Raw genomic sequence first — 21,087 nt, 5'->3', positions numbered from 1 at the left:
GCATATGAACCAGTTCCTGAAAATTTCACTGCTACGATTGATTCTGCTGTTAACGCTACTGGTGTAACCATTGGCACACCTACTGCCACTGGCTTGATCTTAGACAATGATGCAGCGCCAACGATCGGAGAATCCTTCCTGAACGTCTCCGAAGAAGGACTTGCCGATGGTATTAAGGATGACGCAGGCACCATCGACACCACGGACGAAGCAACACGTACGGGCACGATTGCCATTACCGGCAACGGTACGGCTGCACTGACTGCTGAACTCAGCCTGGCCGGATTACCCGCCTATGAATCCGGTGAGGTACCTATTACCTGGTCATATGGCGCCAATAACGCCATCATTCTCGGCAAGGCCGGTACGGAAACCATCATTCAGATTACCCTCAACGGCGGCAGCACGGCTGTCAATGCTGCAGGCACCTCGCCTCCTGCAACGCTTGATTATCAGGTCGCACTGCTTGCCCCTGTAGACCACCCGACGATAGATATTGAAGATGTATTAAGTTTTAGTGTGGGTGTATTCATTTCCGACGGAGCTAATCCAGCAGTTTCAGGAACGATTGGCATCACCATTGAAGACGACATGCCGCTTGATATTTTACCTGATAACGCTTATGCCGAAGACGACGTGACCAATCCTGATGTTGTTGAGAGCCTTAATTTTATTTCCGGTGCTGACGGCGTTGAAACGGTTGCGTTTACAGGAATTACAGGGCAAGTGGCTACGGATACCGGAGGAAACTCTCTGATATTTGAAGGAGAACAGCTTTATCTCCAGTACGGCAGCAGTGGAACTGATGAGACGCGGTTGGAAGCTGTAACAGGTGATGGAGACGTTGGCTTCTATTTTGACATTGATCCAGAAACCGATACATACACCTTCCATTCCAATGGAATTATTTCAAATGGAACCGAAACAACTGCTACTGACCTAGCCGGTGTTGGCGGTGGGAATGTCGTATGGAAGGCCCTGACAAATATAGGCGGGACCGAAGATGATGTGATGATGTCTACTATGACGGGCGACACGGTCAATACCAATAGTACGCAAATCGGCATCTCAGAAGGAAACAGCTTTACCGCTGGCGAAGGGATCCGGTTTGATTTTGTAAACAACCTTGACGCTTGGAAAGATGGCAGCGACTGGCTCTTTGACTATGATGGAACGCATAACGAACAGGTCGCTTATAGACAGATAGTAGACTGGGCACAGGGAAGTGTTAATCTGACGTTAACTGCCATCGATGCGGACGGTGACAATCTTTTCTATAATGATAGTGGTGAAACAAAGGTTGGTCTGGATATATCTATGATCACTGTCTATGATGGTTCAGGCCAAAAAGTTACTACAGGATTAACCTTTACAGACAATGGTGATTCAGTTACGATTAACGGCATCCAGGCAGGCTGGACTTTTGAAGTTGATACTGTTGACCAGCCATTTACCGCGATCCAGATCGATGCCGCTGCTGGTACGAATGAATTCAAACTGGGTTTCTTTAGTTACGGCGAAAATAGTTTTGGAGATCCCATCGAGCTGCAATACAATATTCAAGGAACGGATGGGGATGGCGACACCACGGATGGAGTCATCAATGCCACACTGTACCCGAATGATGGAGACGTCTGGACAGGAACAACTGGTAATGATACCCATAACGGTACTACCGGTGATGACATCCTGCTGGGTGACGGCGGCAATGACACGCTATATGGTGACGATGGGGATGACATCCTTGCCGGCGGTATCGGTGATGACGAACTGTATGGTGAAGTCGGCAATGATACCCTCTACGGCGGTTCCGGCAACGATCTACTGGACGGTGGTTCGGGTGATGACACAATCGATGGTGGTTCCGGCTACGATACCCTGTTGGTTGCAGATACCGATCCTCTTGATTTCAGTAACGTCGATAATATCGAAAAGATCGAATTGACCGGAGGAGATCAAACTATTTCTTTAACAGCTGCTGAAGTACTGGATATGTCTTCTGGTAATGCCCTCGAAATTTTAGGTGGCGGCTATGTACAGGATACGGTTGAACTGGGTAGCGACTGGACACAAGGGACAGGTTCAGATGCTAATATATTTACTGCATCTTCCGGTGAAGTTATTACTTTTTTTGATGTGACTGTTGATCTGAATGGAACCTTAATACAAGTTGATGACAGTGGTATTGAAATTTAATAAACCATAATTGGGTACAACTTAAACAAAAAGCCGCACCGGAGTTTTTCTGATGCGGCTTTTTTATTTGCTCTATTTTTATTTCATCCGGGTGGCAAGCTCCAGCCGGTTGTGGCAGCCTGTTTTTTTAAAGATGGAAGTAAGGTGGGCCTTGACCGTACGAATGGAGATGAACATCTTTTCACCGATCTCCCTGTTTGACAAGCCATTGACCAGCCATTTGGCCGTCTATATATAAACAGCAGGGAGTTGAATAATCTTGTCTGCAAGCATTTGGACTTGCTCACCATTATTTATTACTATACCAAGAGGCAGTTCATTGTCTTTAACAAATTTTTTCAAGGTCTGAATCTGCTGCATTTTAACTCGGGTTCCAAATTTAATCTCAATGGGCAGAATTCCAAACGGACCTTGCAGGATCAAATCAATTTCAGCTCCGTTTCTTGTTCTGTAATAAGAATAGTTCCAGTTTGTACAATGGGTAGCTTCAATTCCCCTGATAATTTCTTCAATTATAAAAGCTTCAAAACTTGAGCCCACATTGGAATAATTCATTAATTGTTCCCGATTGGTCACTCTCTGGAGAAAGTGAGATAAACCGCTATCCTGAAAATTTCCCCTTGGCATTTTAGTTAAAGATCGCCGGCTGTCCCCGGCATAGCTGAAAATGTTACGCCAAATATAGCTGTCCTGTGCAATATCAAGATAATCCCGGATTGATTTCTCACTGATATTTAATGATCTTCCTGTCTGGGAACGATTTATTATGGTGCCGCTCAGTGCAGAAAGCATTGAAATAAAGCGTTGATATTTAATTAAATCAAGCCTGGGAAAAAGTGATCTGATATCTCTTTGAACATAAGTCTGGAAATAATTCTCCATCCAGGTAGCATAAAAGAACTGATCATTTTCCAATATTGGCTCAGGATATCCACCCATCAAAAAAGCATCCATGACTTGATTGTGATTTAATGCTGGCTTAAGCTTTTTTATTTCTTCAATGGAATTTGATCCAAGAGGCTTTTCAAAAATTTTGTAAAAATCAGGCAGGGGATGAGAATTTATCTCATTGGCTTTAAGGGTGTTTAACTCAATAACACCGACCCTGCCTGCCAGGCTCTGGGATACATTTTTTATCAGATCAAGAGAACTGGAACCTGTAAGAATAAAACGGTTTTTAACTTTTCTGTCCCTGTCAATAACACCGCGCAGATGTGAAAACAGTTCCGGATATTGCTGGGCTTCATCAATAATAAGTGAATGGGGATTTTCCTTAATGAAAAATTCAAAATCCCGCGAGATAAATTCAAAGTCCTGAAAGCGCTCAAGATCAAAATATGCCCATTCAGGCCTGATCATTTTTGCAAGGGTGGTTTTTCCGCACTGACGTACGCCAAGAATAATAACAGCCGGAAAAAAATCCAACAAAGTATTAAGCTTTTTATGCAAGTTTCTATCAATCATATTCGTACTATACAAACGAATTTTACTGATGTCAACTGAATAATCCCAAAATAGTTTAAGCGATGCTTTTTACTTCATCCGGGTGGCCAGTTCCAGCCGGTTGTTGCAGCCTGTTTTTTTGAAGATGGATGTGAGGTGGGCCTTGACCGTACGAATGGAGATAAACATCTTGTCACTGATCTCCCTGTTTGACAAGCCATTGACCAGCCATTTGGCCACTTCTGCCTCCCGGAAGCTTAATTCTTTGAGCAATGCCGGTGACATAATAAGTGCTTTTGGTGATCTCAGCATTTTCTATAATCATGCCGATAAACTCGTCAATATCGTATTTTGAAGGATTGAACCGCTGGATGATGTGGGGATAATGTAAAACCTCATACAATTCTTTTAAGATTGGTTTTGAGCTTATGCCTTGTAAAGGGCATTCTCGGTTATCTATTTTACAGCGTATGCCTTGTCGTGAGGGCCTATCGTAAGGAAAATGACTGTTCTATCAGGCAGGTCTTCACAAAAGCAAAACTCACAGCTCTGGATATTGCGGCACTCTTCACAGACCACAAAAATAATGCGAAATTTTCTATCTATCCTGATGCTGCGGCATCCAGTTAAATTTAAATTTCCTCTGTGATCACCAAGGAATTCAGTGTTATGGTATGGATCTTCTATAAGTCTATTTATTTTGTTTTTGGCGGATTTTTTTATTGATGAATATTTGTGCAGATTTTTGACAAACAAATCCTCATACACAGCTTGATAATTACTCACTCCAGACCTCATCATGTGAATGTAATTTTACATGACCTTTAATCTTTCGTTGCAGGATGTCTTCCATATCGTTATAAAGCGGCATATCCGGATCGAGATAGAAGGTGCCAAATTCTGTTTTTACCAATCTGGTTAGTTCTTCACGTATGATCCGTCGGATCAACGGTTCAAGGATATGACTTATTTCTTCAGCCTGTCCTGAATTTTGATAGGTCTGGTTCATTTTTTTATTTCTCCCTTTTAAGCGAAAATGAGGTGTTTATATCTCTAAATATAACCTTCATAATAATATTTTTCAATAAATTTATTTCTATATTTGTAGGTTTTTGTAGGAGACCTTAGAAAAAAAGGCCACCAACCTGTTAACTTTAGAATCCCCGCGGCAGTTCATTGTCTTTAACAAATTTTTTCAAGGTCTGAATCTGCTGCATTTTAACTCTGGTTCCAAATTTAATCTCAATGGGCAGAATTCCAAACGGGCCTTGTAGAATCAAATCAAGCCTGGGAAAAAGTGATCTGATATCTCTTTGAACATAAGTCTGGAAATAATTCTCCATCCAGGTAGCATAAAAGAACTGATCATTTTTGCAAGGGTGATTTTTCCGCACTGACGTACGCCAAGAATAATAACAGCCGGAAAAAAATCCAACAAAGTATTAAGCTTTTTATTTCATCCGGGTGGCCAGTTCCAGCCGGTTGTGGCAGCCTGTTTTTTTAAAGATGGATGTGAGATGGGCCTTGACCGTACGAATGGAGATAAACATCTTTTCACTGATCTCCCTGTTTGACAACCCGTTGACCAGCCATTTGGCCACTTCTGCCTCCCGGGAGGATAATTCTTTGAGCCATGTGTCGTCTTTCTTTTCATTTTTATTTGAGGGCAGCGCTGTAATCATCCGGTTGATGATGGCAGGGGGCAGCCAGATCTGGCCGGCTTTAAGGGCGGATACAGCCTGGCGTAAATTTTCCTCGTGCATGTGCCGGTTGCCGTAGGCTCTGATACCACGGCGCAAAAGCCGCATGGCCTGGGCATTGACCGGTACGGTGACAAGGACCAGGGCCGGGCAGATGATTTGAGGCAGATCTTTTTCCCTGCAGAACTCAAAATCAATGATCAGGATGTCTTTGCCGGTGATTTGCAGGGAGTTCAAGTTGTTTTTTCCGGATAATTGTTTTACCGTGTCTTCTTTGACGAACAGGTCCATGCAGAGTTCAACAAGAGTTTCGTCGCCGCTGTAAACAATAAGCATTGTCTATCTTTCCCTTAATGCATTGTTTTTTGCCCGGAGAATCGGTTTCATCAGATACTGCATGATTGTTTTTTTGCCGGTAATAATATCCACCTGGGCTGTCATGCCCACAATGATCTCTTTCTTATTTGCTTCCGTGCCCAGATAATTTTTCTGTGTCATAATACGGACCAGATAAAATTCCTCCTGGCGCTCATCGGTAATGGTATCCGCACTGATATGAACCACCGCGCCATCAAGCCCCCCGTAAATGGCAAAATCATAGGCGGTCAGCTTTACGATGGCTTTCAAGCCCGGATAAAGAAAGGCAATATCTGCGGGACTGATTTTCGCCTCCACCAATAATCTTTTCTCATGGGGAACAATCTCTACAATATCCATCCCCGGCTTGACCACACCGCCAACGGTATTGATCAAAAGCTGCTTGACCGTGCCGTCAACCGGAGAGCGGACATTGGTTCGTATGACCCGGTCTTCTATGGCAACCTGGTTTTCTCTCATGCGCTCAATTTCCGCCAGGGCTTTATTTAATTCTTCCTGTGCTTCGCCCCGGTGCCTGCTCTCTATTTCCCGGATCTGGTTTTCAGCCTCCCTGATCTTTGATACCAGAGATTCGGCATTTTTTATCGCGCTTTCATGTTCTTGCTTCTTATCCAGGACCTTTTGTTTGAGCTGGATAAATTCCAGCTCAGAGACCAGTCTTTTATCAAACATAGGCTGGGTGAGTTCAATTTCCCGGGCCATCATTTCCCGACTGGATTTCAGAGTTTTTATTTCCAGGCGGGTAGCTGACAGCTCTATCCTCCGCTGCTTCAGCCGCTGTTTCAAGACCCCGATTTCACTTTTTCTCCGAATCATATTGGTGTCGTAAAGCCGTTTTTCCTTTACAAGCAGCCCGTTAATATCGACAGATTCTGCCGAGCCTGCCTTAAAACTTTTAATCCCGGCTTCGGCCTGGAGACGGACAACGCGTGCCCGAAGCTCATTGATCACAGATTTACTCTCTGCAAAGGAACTTCCGGCACCGGTATTGTCAATAATGACCAAGGTCTGCCCTTTTTTAACGGACTCTCCTTCATACACCTTGATTTCTTTGATAATCCCCCCTTCCAGATTCTGCACCACCTGAATCTGCTGGGAAGGGATCATCCGCCCGCTTCCCTGGGTTCTCTCATCGATTTCAGCATAATTCGCCCATGCGATCAGAGAAATAATCACAAGGGCTACAGCATACAGCAGGATGTTTGTCCTGGCCGGACTGTCCGACAGAACTGCCGCACTCAGGCTGTTCATAAACCGGATGTCGTTCCGGCTGTATTTTTTATGGGACTGTTCCGGCAGTCGACTGGACGCAACCTTTTTAACGGAATCTTTATCAAGGCTCACTTGACTTTCCCTCCAAGTTTCGCAAAAATCTCTTTCTTTGGGCCGTCCATGACAAGTCTCCCCTTATCCATGACGAGAATGCGGTCAACGATATTTAAGATGGACGGTTTATGCGTTATGATGAGGGTTGTTTTGCCTTTGGTAACCCTGCTCAGGTTCGAAATTACCTGGGTTTCCGTATTGAAATCCATGGCATTGGTGGGCTCGTCAAGCAGAACCACAGGGCTTTCATCAATAAAAGCCATGGCCACGGCAACCGATTGCCGCTGTCCACCGGACAGGGCAAATCCTCTTTCCCCCACCTGGAGGTCCATGCCCATGGGGTGACGGTCGGTGAAAGCATCAACTTTACCGATTTTTGCCGCGGTAAGGATCTCACTGTCACCGGCATGGGGGGACTTGAGTGTAATGTTGTCCCGTACCGTTCCGGAAAAAAGAACCACATCCTGGGGCACATAGCTGAAATTATGACGCAAATCAACCGGATCAATCTGCTTTATATCCAACCCGTCAATAAAAACGGCACCTTCACCGGGATCAAACAGACCGAGCAGGAGCTTGCCGATGGTGGATTTCCCCGAACCCACCGCACCGATGATCCCGACCCTTTCGCCGGGAGTGATATGAAAACTGATATTTGATATGGCTTTGGTCTGTTCTTCCGGATAACTAAACCCCACATCCTTGAACTCGATTTCCCCCTGAAGCGTTGGCCGATGGATAAACTTCTTTTTTTCAGGACGCTCTATTTCCTTTTCCATAAACTCATTCAGGGATTTGAGCCCGACTTTCATCTGCCCGAAATTCAACATCAGTGAAATCGCCTGGGAAAAGGGCGCAATACTGCGTGAAGAAAGAATGTTGATCGCGATAAGTCCGCCCATGGTCAACTCTCTTTCCTTGATCAGGTAAACGCCCGCAATAATAATGGCCACACTGCAGCACTGTGAAAGAAAACCGGTCAGGGTGGCAAGTGAGCCGGACCTGACCCGGGAACGCTGGGTTTTGCCTGCAATGAACCCGGTGCTCTCTTCCCAGTGCCACTGCATCGAACTGTCCGCATTAAATGCCTTGATGGTCTCAAGATTGGCCAGGGATTCCACCAGGATACTGTTCCGCTGATGGGTCGCTTCATGGGTGCTGTCGATAACTTTCTGGATGGAATGCCGCATGGGAATACTGAGAAGCAGAATAAGAAGAATGGTCGCCAGCGGGATCAACACAATAATATTATTGATGGAATAAATCACCAGGAGAAAAACAGCGGCAAAAGGAAGATCAATAAACGCTGTAATCGCACCGGATGCAAAAAATGAACGGATACCGTCAAAATCCTTTATGATGCTTGAAAAAGCTCCCACAGAGCGGGGTTTGTTTTCAAGTTTGATGCTCATGGCCTGTTCAAAAAGCATGGAAGACAAAATAACATCACTTCGTCTGGCGGCATTTTCCAGGAAATAGGTCCTGATATGCTTGAGGACCAAATCAAAGATATAAATGAGAGCGACACCGGCGGCCAGCACCCAGAGGGTGTCAATGGCATTGTGGGGAATAATGCGGTCATAGACGTTCAACGTAAAAATAGGACCTGCAATCACAAAAAGATTCACAAGGAATGTTGCCAGCAGGACCCGCCCGTATATCCCCTTGAATTTCATGAGAGTGCCGAAAAACCAGTTTTTCCGTTTTATAAACTCTCCGGTTAACTGCTCCTGGCCGAATCCTTCATATTTTCGTTTCAGAAAAAATGCATAGCCCAGATATCCCTGTTCCAGTTTTTCCAGATTCACCTGAACAGGGGCCTCATCCAGGGAGGGGATGATCACCTGTGCGGTTTTGTCCTTGCGGTTGATTTCCAGAAGAACACAGGCATTGTCACCTTTCAGGGTAAGGATTACCGGCAGCACAAGGGAAGGGATATCCTTTAATTTACGCCTCTTTAATTGTGAAATAAACCCGACTTTTTCTGCAGCCCGTGAAAAATTTGCCTTTGCGTTATCAATACTGAAGAGTCTCTGCTTATCACTCCCCGGCTCAAAGGGAAGCCCGGAGGCCAGAACTTCCGCAGAGGTTGGTTTATGGTTCAGCTTTGTGAGTATCACCAGACACTGCATCAGGGGATCGGTAGTAAGCATATTACTCATTTTTGTCTCTCAAAGGAGCGATCCCTGCAATGTCATGCCCCTGGAAATAATTTATATTTTTATCTTCGAGTGCCATCCGCTGTGCTTTGTTTTCAATTTTTGTTGCAATCAATTTAATGCCCAGGCCGGCGCTGATCGTGAAAAGTGCATTTAAGACCATATCAACTTTTTCAGGATCATCAAATACTTCCAGATAGTCCCGCTCAATTTTAATATAACAGGGTTTTATCTTCTTGAGACGGCTGAGCGATGCATCATGCATGGTGTACTGGTCTAAGCCGAATTTAAATCCCGTCCCCGTGATTAACCCGATAAAATCAATGCAGATTTCAGGGTAGCGGATCAGTGTGGTTTCATCAATCTCAAAAATAAGGCGGTCCTGCAGGGATTTGTGTTCTATTAAAAATTTCCTGAGCCAGGGGCCGGCCAACCGATCCCGACAGAATTCAGTCGTGATATTGACGGTCAAGACATGGTCGGGATTAACCGAAAGATACCGGCCCGACTGCTCCAGGATATATCGGTCAAGCCTGCTGGCCAGCCCGAGCGTCAATACCATGGGCATAAACAACCCCGCCTGATATTGAACGCCTTGCCGGTCAACCATGTTGACAAAGACTTCACGATGGAATTCATCTGCACCAGACATGACAGGCTGAGCTGTCAGGAAAAAACGATTCTCAGAAAAAGCCTCTTCAATTAACGTTTTCCATGCCGACTTGCCGATGGCCGCCTGAGACTGCTCATCCCTGAATCTTCTAACCGTTCCGTTCAATCCGATCCGGGCCTTTGACAGAGCATAGTCTGCTTCGGAAAGAACCGTGCTCAAATTATCCTCACTATTGTAAGATGCCAGACCACCATAGACTTCTATGACGTCGGGGAGAATCTTTTCATGACGCAATTCTGCTAAAAAATTACTGATGGCTGCTTTGGCGGTTGCCAGGCCTTTTTCCGGGCTGATGCCCGGTAGAATCACGGCAAATTCCCGTTGGGGCAGCCGGGCTGCCAGAGCCTCCTCTACACCCTCTGTTTCTTTTTTCAGTGTTTTTGCCAGAAGTTTGAAAATTCTATGGGTAAGGGGCCGATCCCCGGAAAGTTCAATTCCTTCCATTCCGGTCAGCCTCAGGATGATCACCTGGCCCTGGGATTTTTCCCCGGGGCTTTCCATAAAACGGGCAAGCTGTTTTACAAAAAACGAGCGGTTATGAAGTCCGGTAATCCGGTCTTTATACCGTAATTCCTGGTAACGCGTCAGGCTTTCGAGATGGCGGTCAAAGATCGATTCGACTTTTTGGACCATGATGTTCATGGCGAGTACCACTTTTTTCAACTCCGGCGTTTTCGGAATATCCGGGTTGATAATAAATTCGTTATTGCTGATTTCCTGAGCCTGGTGCTTGATCTTTTCCAGCGCTCTTAAAAGGTGACGCAAGCCGAGATAATTTATGAAAATAACAATGCTGCCCAGCAAAAGAAACTGCAGACAAAGCTGCTGCAATGTCTCCCATAGTTTTTTATAGGACTGACCGGGGTGGCCCTTGATCTGGAGCGTACCAAAAACAGACCACCCGTCCATCACTTGAGCTTTTGCCACAGGTATGATCAGGTCTACATGATTTAAAAAAAAATCAGGTACACCATAAACAGCCACCTCTTCACTCTTCTTGTAAATCACAGTGCCGTCCTGGTGGACCAGTGTTATGGATTCGTAATATCCGCCGTCAAACATTGCATTAATGCTGGTTTTTATAAAAACATCATCCGACGGTCTTGAACTGAATGACAGGGCAAGTACGTTGGCAAGATTTTTCGCATTGAGATAGGATTGATTGGCAGTAAACTCCCGTGCTGTATTGAAATTGATCCTCAATACGATAATCAGTGTGATCAGCAGCAACAAGGTCACTAATAGCTGTATTTGCTTTAAAAGACTCAATTTTCCCTCTCCTGAATTTCCAAATCAATCGTTTTTAAACTAAGCTGAGTTTTTAACAATTTCCGGTTAACCCGCTTGCCAAGTCCATATTGCTTCTGGATGTAAAGCTCGCTGGCAGTAAAACTGTATACCGGGATAAGGTCTGACCGCTGGGTGGCGGGCAGAATTTCTTTGATATAGTTGTCAAGGACGAAAGGCACGGTACCCGGTTCCTTATAGTAGGTCACTACAAGATGAGCTGCATCCGGGTAGCCGACCGCCTTAACATAGGTTAAAAATAATTTTTTCTCTGGAACACCCAGCTGTGCCATGGTCAGAAATTTAGCCACGGCATAATCTTCACAATCACCCTGGCCCCTGCCAAGAAACTCAAGACGGCTGGCCCAATAGTCCTTCTTGTTCCATGTTTTGATATCAGACCGATATTCCAGCTGGTTAAAAAACCTGTTTACGCTAATAACAATTTGATCTTCCGGTAAGTTAATCAGCTCCTCCATCTGCAGCAATAAGCTGTTTAAACGTCTGACGGCCTGCTCACCGTATTTCCTGCTGAAATTATCTACCAGGTTTTCAGGTACGAAAAACCGGGTAGAAGTCTCGGCAAAAACCACCAGAGCCAGAAGGCTCAACAATATCACAACATATTTAATACCGTGCCTCAACCGGAAGTTACTGGGTCAACTTGAATTCAGTCCGGCGGTTTTTTTGTCTCCCTTCCGCTGTTTCATTGGTTGCAACAGGTTCGAGTTCACCTTTTCCATCTGATGCAAGCCTGTCCTCACTAATTCCTGCTTTTTTCAGTTCTTCGTAGACGCTTTGTGCCCTTGCCTCAGAAAGGTTCTGGTTGTACTCGATGCTTCCAACACTGTCCGTATGCCCTATAACTTCAATCATGTATTGAGATTCTTCAATCAGTTGTCCAGATATAGGTACGAGTATCCCCAGTGCCTCATCTGTTAATTCAGCAGAGTCAAAATGGAAATGAATGGTATCCAGATGGATGGATTGTACCTTTTTAGTCTCATCAATTTGAAGAACTTTTTCCGCCTCTTTAGGTAAAATATACGGAGTCAGGGCTTCGGGCTCCTGATACCCTATTGGGACAAGCGTTCCTTCAACACACCCAAAAGGAAGAACCGTACTGCCTTTGATCGAATTGTCACACTGATCGCTGACATCTACGACAATATCGACATCCCGGTTTGGATCCAGGTCGTCCTCATATGCTTCCAGATCATACGGCTTTTCAGATGGGAGGTGCATCTCTTCTAACAGGTCGGTATCAAATTCGTGAATTAATACCCCGGTTGCCTGAAAAATCCGATAATAGGCCACCAGGTTCATATACTCTGATTCGGTGTTGGCGATCTTGGCCGCGTTATACTCGTTCTCCATATCAAGAATATCAAGCAGCGTTCTCCGTCCTCCATGATACTCATCTTTAAAAGCGGATAATGTTTCGGCACTCAGGTCCACATGATCATTCAAGAAATCCTTTTTAAAGTTCTCCGCCTCATAAATATTCCAGGCCAGTCTGACAGCCTGGTTGACATTCCGGCGTTCGGTATAAGCGCGTTGATATTCCTTTCGCAGCTGTCTGTATTTTTGGCCTTTCTCACCATCCCGTACACCGCCGTCATAAAATAAATAATTCAGTTTCAGCATGGCGGAGGCTTGCGTTGTATCACCATCATCTCCATTGACATCATTACGGTACTGGGCTTTTAATTCCAGATCCAGGGTCGGCCAGTAGTCTGCTTCTGATTTTTCATAGGCGTACTTGCGGGCATGAATATTATATTTTGCCACTTCAAGGGCGGGATGGTAGCGTAACCCCATATCCACGGTTTTATCAACCGTATCCGGAATTTTAAACACAGGCGTGGGCATAATAAACTGCGCAGGTTTTATCAGACGGCCAAACTGACGATGGAACTTGACAATCGCCTGACTCAAATCCTGCTGTGTGGAAATATAATTACCTTTGGCCAGAGACAACCGGGCTTTTGAGTTGCTCAAGTCGGAGACCCGGGTAAACCCTGCGATTGTTTTTTCTTTGACCTGTCCCAGGATTTTTTCCTGGGTCATGACGTTTTCCTTTGAAAATTCTAATAATTCGCGGGTTTTCAACACATTGATATAGGCTTCGGCAGTTTCCAGAAAGACTCTATTGGCAACGGTTATTACTTCATAGGCGGCTGCAAGAATCCGGGCATCGGTTTCCTCGACAAATGAAGCCGTCTTTCCCCCGTTAAATAAATTTTGCCGGGCATACAACGTCGCCCTAGAAGCCCAAAGTTCTTCCCGTATGTCGTTGGTATCCACGCCGTCCGTCACTTCCGGGCCGGTAGATGCCTCTACGCCTATTGTTGGCCGGTATCCACTGGTGGCGATGGACCGTTCTGCCACAACGCTACGATAGCGCTCCTGGGCTTCCAGAATTTCCGGACTGGTCTTGATCACGTCCTCCAAAATTTCATTTAAAGATATGGGAGACCGCGTTCTGCTTTCATCCGCCACTGCGTTAATCCCTCCAGTCAATAAAAATACAGCAAAAACGATTAACCATTTCCATTTAAAGAATTCATACATAGTCTGCATTTTGAAAATTCTCCTTTCGTAGAGTTGCCAGCAAAAATACATTTGTTTTTTTAAAACACCTGGAAAAATATATAGTGCCTACACAACAAAGTAACGAGAAACTGCTGTGCATCCAACAATAAATTGAACAAATATAGCACCGTATTCAGGAATTTAATTCTATATTTAGAACAGGAAAACATTGTTTGTCAAGAAAAGTATAAAAAATTTCAAACGCTGAAACGTCGGGGCCAGTGAAAATAATCAACAATTCATATTTTGGCTTGAACCAAATTAAGACTTGTGATAGCAGTGAATATAGGAAAAATCTATTGGAAAATAATTTATTACACGGCAGGAGTAAGATATGAAATCAGGATGCTATACAGCATTAATCACCCCTTTTAACCCGGCAGGAGAGCTTGATCAGGAAGGCCTTGAACAACTTGTCAACTTTCAGATCGAAAATGGTATCACAGGAATACTTGCAACAGGAACGACCGGCGAAAGCCCCACATTCAAATGGAAAGAACATGATCATGTGATTGCCCGGGTTGCACAACTTGCAAAAGGCAAATGCCTTAGGATTGCCGGGACGGGCAGTAATAATACCGATGAAGCCCTGGAAGCGGCGGGTCATGCTGCCAGAGAAACGGTTGATGCAGTCCTTATGGTGGACCCCTATTATAATGGCCCCAGCTCCCTTGAAATCAGGAAAGAATATTATGAAGTGGTTGCCGGGAAATATCCTGATGTCAACATTATCCCCTATATTATTCCGGGCAGAACCGGTGCCCAGATGCTGCCCCAGGATCTTGCCATCCTGGCAAAGAACTTTCCAAATATATCCTGTGTAAAAGAAGCTACGGGCAATCTTGAAAATATGAAGCTTACCCGGAAATACTGCGGAAATGACTTTAAAATATTCTCCGGAGATGATGCCTTGATTTATGATATTATGACAGATCCTGAAATCAAGGCCTGCGGGGGAATTTCAGTGATGGCCAATATTGCACCGAAATTTCTTACCCAGATGATCTCACAGCTCAACCAGGGAGATACGGATGGGGCCATGAAAATCCAGACTGCTTTAAAACCCCTGCTTGACCTTGTTGTGGTGACCACACAGGAAGAATCCAAATTCGGACCTGTTACTTGTCGGGCAAGAAATCCGCTCCCTTTAAAAACCCTGATGCAGTTATTGGGAATGCCGGGAGGTCCCTGCCGCAGGCCCTTGGGAAAAATGACCCAAAAAGGCTTTCATGTTCTTTTGGATGCTGCAAAAACCGTTCAGGCCAATAACCCGGAAATCTTTGAACCGATTGGTTCATTCTTTGATGTGGATATTGAAGAAAGGTTGAATAACCCGGAATTTCAAAAGGATCTGTGGTATAATTACTAAAACAAGCCATGCCATGCCGTTCCCGGCATGGCATGGCTGAATTCAGGTATGGTTTACTTTTTTTCTTTTATTTGAAATTTTTCCTGCCCTGCTTGAAAAAAACTGGCTGTAAGCCATTCAAATCCAAACTGCAGCAATTTGACATCATCATTTTTAATTTCTTCAATTTTTTCCTTTTGAAAATCGTATCTCTCAAGGAATGTGCTGTTAAATACAAATTCTCTGAACATATCAATATTATAGCAAACCAGAAAAAACATTCTTTTGCTCTCTTCGGAAAGTTTCATACTGTCAGGCAATGATTTTTTTCTGACGATCAACTCCATCCAGCCGTCATTGACTTCATCACGAAGGTCAACACCCTGGTCTTCTCTCCATTCGGCAACCGTCCATTTTTTATTTTCATCAAACCCCAGGCAGTGCGCTTCTTTCACCGTAAAATAGAACTCATCTTTTTCACCCTTCTCTCCAGAATAGCTTAAAGATCCAACCCCTAATGGATAGTATCTACAGGTGGTGGGACGATCCTCATAAATGGCACATCCTTCCTTGTCATCAACAAAGGGACATGATTTTCTTTCATCATCCAGAAGTTTAAGCGTCACCACAGGAAGGCCTCCCTTCTCAAGAAGTTGCGGTGCGGTAAATTCAGCAAGAAACTCCTCAGAAGTTATCTCTAATTTTGTGCGCATGGTTAAAATATCGTATGGGGTCAGCATAATATCAATCCCCCGGCAGCAATCTGTAAAACATTTGATCCCTTTATGGCATTCAAACTGAAACTTGCTCCTTAAGCTAAGCTGTTCCGGCGGTATTTCAGATGTTTTTTCTATTTTATCAGTCATCAAAGCTTCCTTATTTAAAATTATTATGGTCGTTTAAGGTTGTGGACTATACAAATAAAAATCAATGATGTCAACCGATTACAACTGGACAACCCATTCATTGCCATGAATATCATAAGTCTTTAATTAAAATAAATTTGACATATAATTATTTTCAAAATAAATAACAAGGCAAGGCAATTTTGAGCACCATACTTATTAAGCATGAATCACTAAATCATCCAAAGGAGTTTTCATGAAAATCAAAAAGGCGGTTTTCCCTGTAGCCGGACTTGGTACTCGATTTATACCCGCCACCAAAGCCATGGCAAAAGAAATGCTTCCGGTTGTTGATAAACCCATTATCCAATATGCTGTTGAAGAAGCCTTTGAGGCCGGTATAGAACAGATTATTTTTGTTACGGGACGGGGGAAAAAGGCTTTGGAAGATCATTTTGATAGATCTTTTGAAATTGAACATGCTTTGCAGAAAAAGGGAAAAGACGATCTTTTAAAACAGATCCAGGAACTTGTTCCAAAAACCGGTACCATTATTTATACCCGGCAGAACCAACCGTTAGGCCTTGGTCATGCCATCTGGTGTGCAAGGGATATTGTCGGCGACGAACCCTTTGCCGTTCTTTTAGCGGACGACCTTATCCAGACAGACAAACCCGTTCTTTCTGAAATGGTAAAAAAATTTGACAGGTTAAGGGCCTCCCTAGCGGCAGTCATGGAAGTTGAAAAAGACCAGACAGATAAATACGGTATTCTTGATGGCCGGCAGGTGGAAAAAGATATTGTACGAATCGACGATATGGTTGAAAAACCAACTCCTGATGAGGCGCCATCCAATCTTGCCATTATCGGCCGTTATATTCTAACCCCTAAAATTTTTGACTACTTAGGGAAAAAAGAAAAAGGCGCCGGTGGAGAAATCCAGCTCACCGATGCCATGAAAACCCTTCTTAAAGAACAGCCGATCTACGGATATAAATTTAAGGGAAAACGATTTGATTGTGGCGACAAGGCAGGATTTCAGATGGCCAACCTGGCATTTGCCCTTGAAAGACCGAATATGAGAGACAAGCTGATAAAATTTATAAAAGAAATTCAAAAAGACTTTTAGCCGCTGATCAGGATTTTTTATACTGGCTGTAAGTTTTCATTACTTTTCTGACATAATCCTGCGTTTCTCTATATGGCGGAACCCGTTTATGTTTATCAACTGCTTCGGGCCCTGCATTATAAGCTGCAAGAACCAGGGGCAGTTTGTACTCATATCTCCTTAAAAGCCGCCGAAGATAAAGCGTTCCCCCCATGATATTCTGTAAAGGATTAAACGGGTCTTTTATAAAAAGGGTTTTCAAATTATCCGGCATAATCTGCATCAGCCCCTTTGCTCCTTTTTTTGAGACAGCTTTTGGGTTAAAGCCTGATTCCACTTTAATCACCGCTTTAATCAAAGAAAACTCAACACCATGTTTTTTTTGTGCTTTCTTAATAATATCATCATATTTTTTTGTGCTGATCCGGGGCAGTACTTTTTGGGGTTTTTCTTTGATGTATAATTTATAATCCGAGGATGTGGGCACATTTGTAAAATGGACGATACCGCTGCTGTCAATATACATGTAGATATCAGCAAAAGCATAGTTCACACAAACAATGCTTAAGGTAACAAATAGAATGATTCCAGTTTTCTTTAACATTTTCCTACTGTTCTTAAGTTTAACCGATTCAAACCGGGTTAAAATAATTCCAACTGCTTTTCTTTTTCCCTTACTTTCAGAGGGACAAAACTTTTCTCAACCTGTGTCAGTTTTTTTTCAATATCCTCAATAAAACAAGATCGTTGCCTTTTAAAACGTTTGCCATATATGCTTCTTTTTTTTGCATAAGTCAAACAAAGAATATCCATGGCCCGTGTCATGGCAACATAGAACAGGCGGCGCTCTTCTTCAAGATCATTTATATTTTTGCCATCCTTTGCAAAAGGGATAAGTCCCTGTTCACATCCTGCAACAAATACAACAGGAAATTCAAGCCCCTTGGCTGCATGCAGGGTCATCAAAGACACTTTTTCCGTATTAAACTCCAAAGTATCTGTATCCTGATTTAAGACAAGTGCATTAAGAAAACTTTTCAAGTCATCGTGCAACCTTGCAATGGATAAAAGTTTTTCAAAAGCCTGTTCTGCTTTGTCATTGCCTTTAATTATTTTACTTAAATTTTCTTTTTTGCACAACAATTTTAACCCTGTTTCAATATCACAGTCTTTAAACTCATCTGGAAAGTCTGCACTTTTCACCATATTTCTGCAAAAATTAATTAATTGTTTTATACCCTCTATTTCAAAAAATTTCTTTTTATCTGCTGTCTGAAAAGGGATACCCTCTTTTTCAAACACGCTGATAAAGATCTCGCACTGTCTTCTTGTTCGATAAAGAATGGCAAAGTCTGCAAAAGAATACTCTTTTTGTTCATCCGGATCTGTTTTGCCGGCATCCATTGAAAAAAAGGATGTCCCCCCCACAAGCTTTTCAATCATCTTGCCAATGGCCACGGCCTCTGCTCGTTCTGAAGCTGTCTCCTTGATGATCAATTTTTTGGTACTTTCCGCATCTGAAAAAACCTTGAGTTTCTCTTCATTCTCCAAAGATTTACTGATCATTTGAAAAGAGGCGTCAAGAATAGTTCGCGAGGACCTATAATTTTTAGTCAATATAATCTTTTCACATCCCGGGAAATCAAGGGCAAATCGTTTAAAATATTTATTGTCCGATCCCCTGAATCCGTAAATTGACTGATCCGGATCACCAATCACAACAATATGGTTATCCTTTGAAATAAGCTTTGCAAGCTCATACTGGCCAAAATTCAAGTCCTGGTATTCATCAATAAAAATATAGTGATACGTTTTTTGAACTTTTGACAGAATCTCTCCATCATCGGTCAGCATCTTGACCGTCATGAGAATCAGGTCTTCAAAATCCGCCGCATTCTGTTCGTTACAAAGAGATTGATAGGCTTGATATACCTCTTTAAAGGCATCTCTATCGTCATCAGCTATGAGTTTTTTAAAATCATCATCAGGGCTCAGTAAATTCTGCTTGCACAGGCAAATCATTTGATCTTTTCTTTTTACCGCTCCTCTTTTGGCATTTCCCCCCATGGCTTTCCTGACCAGCGAAAGTCGTACCGGATCATCGACAATAACAGCATTAAATCCTTTGTATTCTTTTAAAAGCCTGAGGCAAAATGAGTGGAAGGTCGCTGCCATCACAGAGTTCTTTGTTTTAGGCACATATTTGTCTATTCGCTGTTCAAGTTGTCTTGCCGCCTTGTTGGTAAACGTCAGGGCAAGGATATTGTCCGGATCAATATCTTTCTTTGATACAAGATGGGCGATTTTAGCCGTCAACGTTCTTGTTTTCCCTGTACCGGGACCGGCCTGGATTACCATTGCACGGGCAGTTGATTCAACCGCTTTCTTTTGTTCGGGATTCAGACCGGTTAAAAGATTCCGGGTCTTAACAGGCTGCTTTATTTTCTGATTCTTTTTTATTTTCTTTTTTTTAAAATCCGGTTTTACAACAGCTTTCTTTGTCCTTGTCTTAGCTCTTTTCCCGGGCAGATCAAACAGAAGATATTTCTCTCCTTTCAGTCGTTCTTTTTCCTGCCTTGAAAAAAATTTCACTTTTCCATATTCACCGTCATACCCCGGGTCAATGCTGATATCTCCTGTTCGCATCTTCATGACGGCTTCTGCCAGCAGGGGTATATTGGCGGTTTCTATTTCTTCAGCAGATTTGTCCAAAAGGATTCCAAGCTCCGGCCCCAGGGTTTCAATAGCCCTGTTATAATAGCCAGCCACCTTTTTGGTTTTAGGGCCCACCTCAAAAATTTCAGAAAGAATATCGGCAAGGGGGACAATGCTTTTGAATCCGTGCCGATTTTCGGGCATATACCCTTCCGGTCTTGTGGCAAGTTCCTGAACTCTGTTCAGCACTCCATAGGTCACTTTACGCCCGCACTCGGGACAGATGCCGTCAATCTGGGCTGTGGTGGCAGGATTTAGGCAAATATTACATTTCCTGTGGCCGTCATAATGGTATTTACCCTGATGCGGGTACATATCAAGGGTGCCCTGGTATTTTTTAAGATCATTTTTTTCAAGGGCCTGCCGGATATGAAAAAAACTCAAATCCGTATCAAACACAGAGGCATTCCGTCCCAGGTATCCCGGTGAATGGGCATCGGAATTAGACATCAACCGAATATCATCAAGCTCTTTAATCCGCCAGTTCATGGGAGGATCGGAAGACAATCCTGTTTCAACGGCAAAAATATGCGCCTTTAAGGAACCAAAACACTCTTCAATGGAATCAAATCCTGATTTTGATCCGAACATGGAAAACCAGGGTGTCCAGATATGGGCCGGCACAAAAAAACCTTTATCATTGATATCCAGCATGATGGCAAGCAAATCCGCTGCATCAAGTCCCAGTATCGGACGTCCGTCGGATTTGATATTTCCGATGGCATCAAGTTTGGTATTAAACTTTTTTACACTCTCAATATCAGGAAAATAAACCAGATTGTGATTTTTTCTCACCCGGTCGTCTTTCTTATAAATATTGCTGATTTCCGTCTGCAGGACAAACCGGACAGGGTTCCTGCAATTTTCCGGGATGGTTTTATCAATGTCTTTTGCAATCTCCTTTTTTAAAGAAAATAATCCCGGCTCTGTCTCTTCAAGCTTGGACTCAATGTCGCTGATCCAGGCAGGATAGGTAAAATCTCCTGTTCCGACAACCTGGACTCCTTTAATTTGTGCCGCATAATAAAGATTTTCAAAATCAAGATTTTTGGCTGTTGCCCTTGAATACTTTGAATGAATGTGAAGGTCTGCAATAAATTTCATTTTTGTTTTTCCCAGTCCAAATTTTATATTTTCATACAGATTCAATAATTTACATGATTTCCTCTTAATTTAAAAGCAGGATTCTGCTAAACCCAAATCCACCGCCTAAATTTTTTTATACTGCTCCAAGCTAAAATCGGGGGGATTTTTTTAAAATCAGGGGTCGATTTTAACAGAATTTAACTTTTCATGCCAAAAATATTCTGTAAT

At 43.3% G+C, this 21,087-nt stretch carries 18 protein-coding genes; 4 read left to right on the top strand and 14 right to left on the bottom strand.

What is annotated here, in order from left to right:
- Positions 1-2,196 (top strand): calcium-binding protein (locus HGJ91_RS05350; RefSeq protein WP_367142575.1); only part of this gene is annotated, 2,196 nt, incomplete at its 5' end.
- A 78-nt stretch (positions 2,197-2,274) separates the two neighbouring features.
- Here HGJ91_RS05350 and HGJ91_RS16490 read toward each other — a convergent pair.
- From HGJ91_RS16490 to HGJ91_RS05335, 3 genes are all read right to left on the bottom strand, one after another.
- A complete protein-coding gene (locus tag HGJ91_RS16490) occupies positions 2,275-2,373 on the bottom strand; it encodes a LuxR C-terminal-related transcriptional regulator (RefSeq protein WP_367142576.1) in 99 nt (32 codons plus the stop codon).
- 51 nt (positions 2,374-2,424) lie between these two features.
- Positions 2,425-3,660 carry an AAA family ATPase gene (locus HGJ91_RS05340; RefSeq protein ID WP_291346674.1) on the bottom strand — a complete coding sequence of 412 codons (1,236 nt, stop codon included), beginning with the start codon at positions 3,658-3,660 and terminating at the stop codon, positions 2,425-2,427.
- A 69-nt stretch (positions 3,661-3,729) separates the two neighbouring features.
- The gene (locus HGJ91_RS05335) at positions 3,730-3,951 is read right to left on the bottom strand and encodes a response regulator transcription factor (RefSeq protein WP_291346673.1); all 222 of its coding nucleotides are present in this window, start codon (positions 3,949-3,951) and stop codon (positions 3,730-3,732) included.
- A gap of 108 nt (positions 3,952-4,059) precedes the next feature.
- Between HGJ91_RS05335 and HGJ91_RS05330 the strand changes: the two genes are divergently transcribed.
- Entirely contained in the window at positions 4,060-4,269 is a 210-nt protein-coding gene (locus HGJ91_RS05330) for a hypothetical protein (RefSeq protein ID WP_291346672.1), read from the top strand.
- A 148-nt stretch (positions 4,270-4,417) separates the two neighbouring features.
- On the opposite strand, the gene HGJ91_RS05325 is transcribed toward HGJ91_RS05330, so the two are convergent.
- From HGJ91_RS05325 to HGJ91_RS05290, 8 genes are all read right to left on the bottom strand, one after another.
- Positions 4,418-4,648, bottom strand: coding sequence for a hypothetical protein (locus HGJ91_RS05325; protein WP_291346671.1), 231 nt, complete (start codon positions 4,646-4,648; stop codon positions 4,418-4,420).
- Between the two features lie 145 nt (positions 4,649-4,793).
- Positions 4,794-5,033 (bottom strand): hypothetical protein, encoded by a 240-nt coding sequence (locus HGJ91_RS05320; protein WP_291346670.1) that lies wholly within the window; start codon positions 5,031-5,033, stop codon positions 4,794-4,796.
- A 57-nt stretch (positions 5,034-5,090) separates the two neighbouring features.
- A complete protein-coding gene (locus HGJ91_RS05315; protein ID WP_291346669.1) occupies positions 5,091-5,675 on the bottom strand; it encodes a response regulator transcription factor in 585 nt (194 codons plus the stop codon).
- Between the two features lie 3 nt (positions 5,676-5,678).
- A complete protein-coding gene (locus HGJ91_RS05310) occupies positions 5,679-7,061 on the bottom strand; it encodes an HlyD family type I secretion periplasmic adaptor subunit (protein ID WP_291346668.1) in 1,383 nt (460 codons plus the stop codon).
- Positions 7,058-9,205, bottom strand: coding sequence for a type I secretion system permease/ATPase (locus HGJ91_RS05305; RefSeq protein ID WP_291346667.1), 2,148 nt, complete (start codon positions 9,203-9,205; stop codon positions 7,058-7,060). The genes HGJ91_RS05310 and HGJ91_RS05305 overlap by 4 nt, the downstream gene beginning before the upstream one ends.
- On the bottom strand, positions 9,198-11,144 hold the full coding sequence (locus tag HGJ91_RS05300; protein ID WP_291346666.1) for an EAL domain-containing protein: 1,947 nt from the start codon (positions 11,142-11,144) through the stop codon (positions 9,198-9,200). The genes HGJ91_RS05305 and HGJ91_RS05300 overlap by 8 nt, the downstream gene beginning before the upstream one ends.
- Positions 11,141-11,773: a transglutaminase-like cysteine peptidase gene (locus HGJ91_RS05295; protein ID WP_291346665.1), complete on the bottom strand. Its 633-nt coding sequence runs from the start codon at positions 11,771-11,773 to the stop codon at positions 11,141-11,143. Before HGJ91_RS05295 ends, HGJ91_RS05300 begins: the two co-directional genes overlap by 4 nt.
- Before the next feature lie 40 nt (positions 11,774-11,813).
- Positions 11,814-13,745 (bottom strand): TolC family outer membrane protein, encoded by a 1,932-nt coding sequence (locus HGJ91_RS05290; protein ID WP_291346664.1) that lies wholly within the window; start codon positions 13,743-13,745, stop codon positions 11,814-11,816.
- 346 nt (positions 13,746-14,091) lie between these two features.
- Here HGJ91_RS05290 and dapA point away from each other — a divergent pair, with 346 nt between their 5' ends.
- A complete protein-coding gene (gene dapA / locus HGJ91_RS05285; RefSeq protein ID WP_291346663.1) occupies positions 14,092-15,126 on the top strand; it encodes a 4-hydroxy-tetrahydrodipicolinate synthase in 1,035 nt (344 codons plus the stop codon).
- Positions 15,127-15,179: 53 nt separating this feature from the next.
- On the opposite strand, the gene HGJ91_RS05280 is transcribed toward dapA, so the two are convergent.
- Positions 15,180-15,971, bottom strand: coding sequence for a YkgJ family cysteine cluster protein (locus HGJ91_RS05280; protein ID WP_291346662.1), 792 nt, complete (start codon positions 15,969-15,971; stop codon positions 15,180-15,182).
- Between the two features lie 235 nt (positions 15,972-16,206).
- On the opposite strand from HGJ91_RS05280, the gene galU reads away from it, so the two are divergent.
- The gene (galU, locus tag HGJ91_RS05275) at positions 16,207-17,079 is read left to right on the top strand and encodes a UTP--glucose-1-phosphate uridylyltransferase GalU (protein ID WP_291346661.1); all 873 of its coding nucleotides are present in this window, start codon (positions 16,207-16,209) and stop codon (positions 17,077-17,079) included.
- 7 nt (positions 17,080-17,086) lie between these two features.
- On the opposite strand, the gene HGJ91_RS05270 is transcribed toward galU, so the two are convergent.
- Positions 17,087-17,662, bottom strand: a complete 576-nt coding sequence (locus HGJ91_RS05270) for a lytic transglycosylase domain-containing protein (RefSeq protein ID WP_291346660.1) — start codon at positions 17,660-17,662, stop codon at positions 17,087-17,089.
- A 38-nt stretch (positions 17,663-17,700) separates the two neighbouring features.
- Positions 17,701-20,877, bottom strand: coding sequence for a UvrD-helicase domain-containing protein (locus HGJ91_RS05265; RefSeq protein ID WP_291346659.1), 3,177 nt, complete (start codon positions 20,875-20,877; stop codon positions 17,701-17,703).
- Between the last annotated feature and the right edge of the window lie 210 nt (positions 20,878-21,087).

Source organism: Desulfobacula sp. (assembly GCF_014237455.1).
Classification (GTDB): Bacteria; Desulfobacterota; Desulfobacteria; order Desulfobacterales; family Desulfobacteraceae; genus Desulfobacula.
Note: the sequence above shows the minus strand (reverse complement) of the source record. Positions and strands in the feature narration are given on the sequence as shown.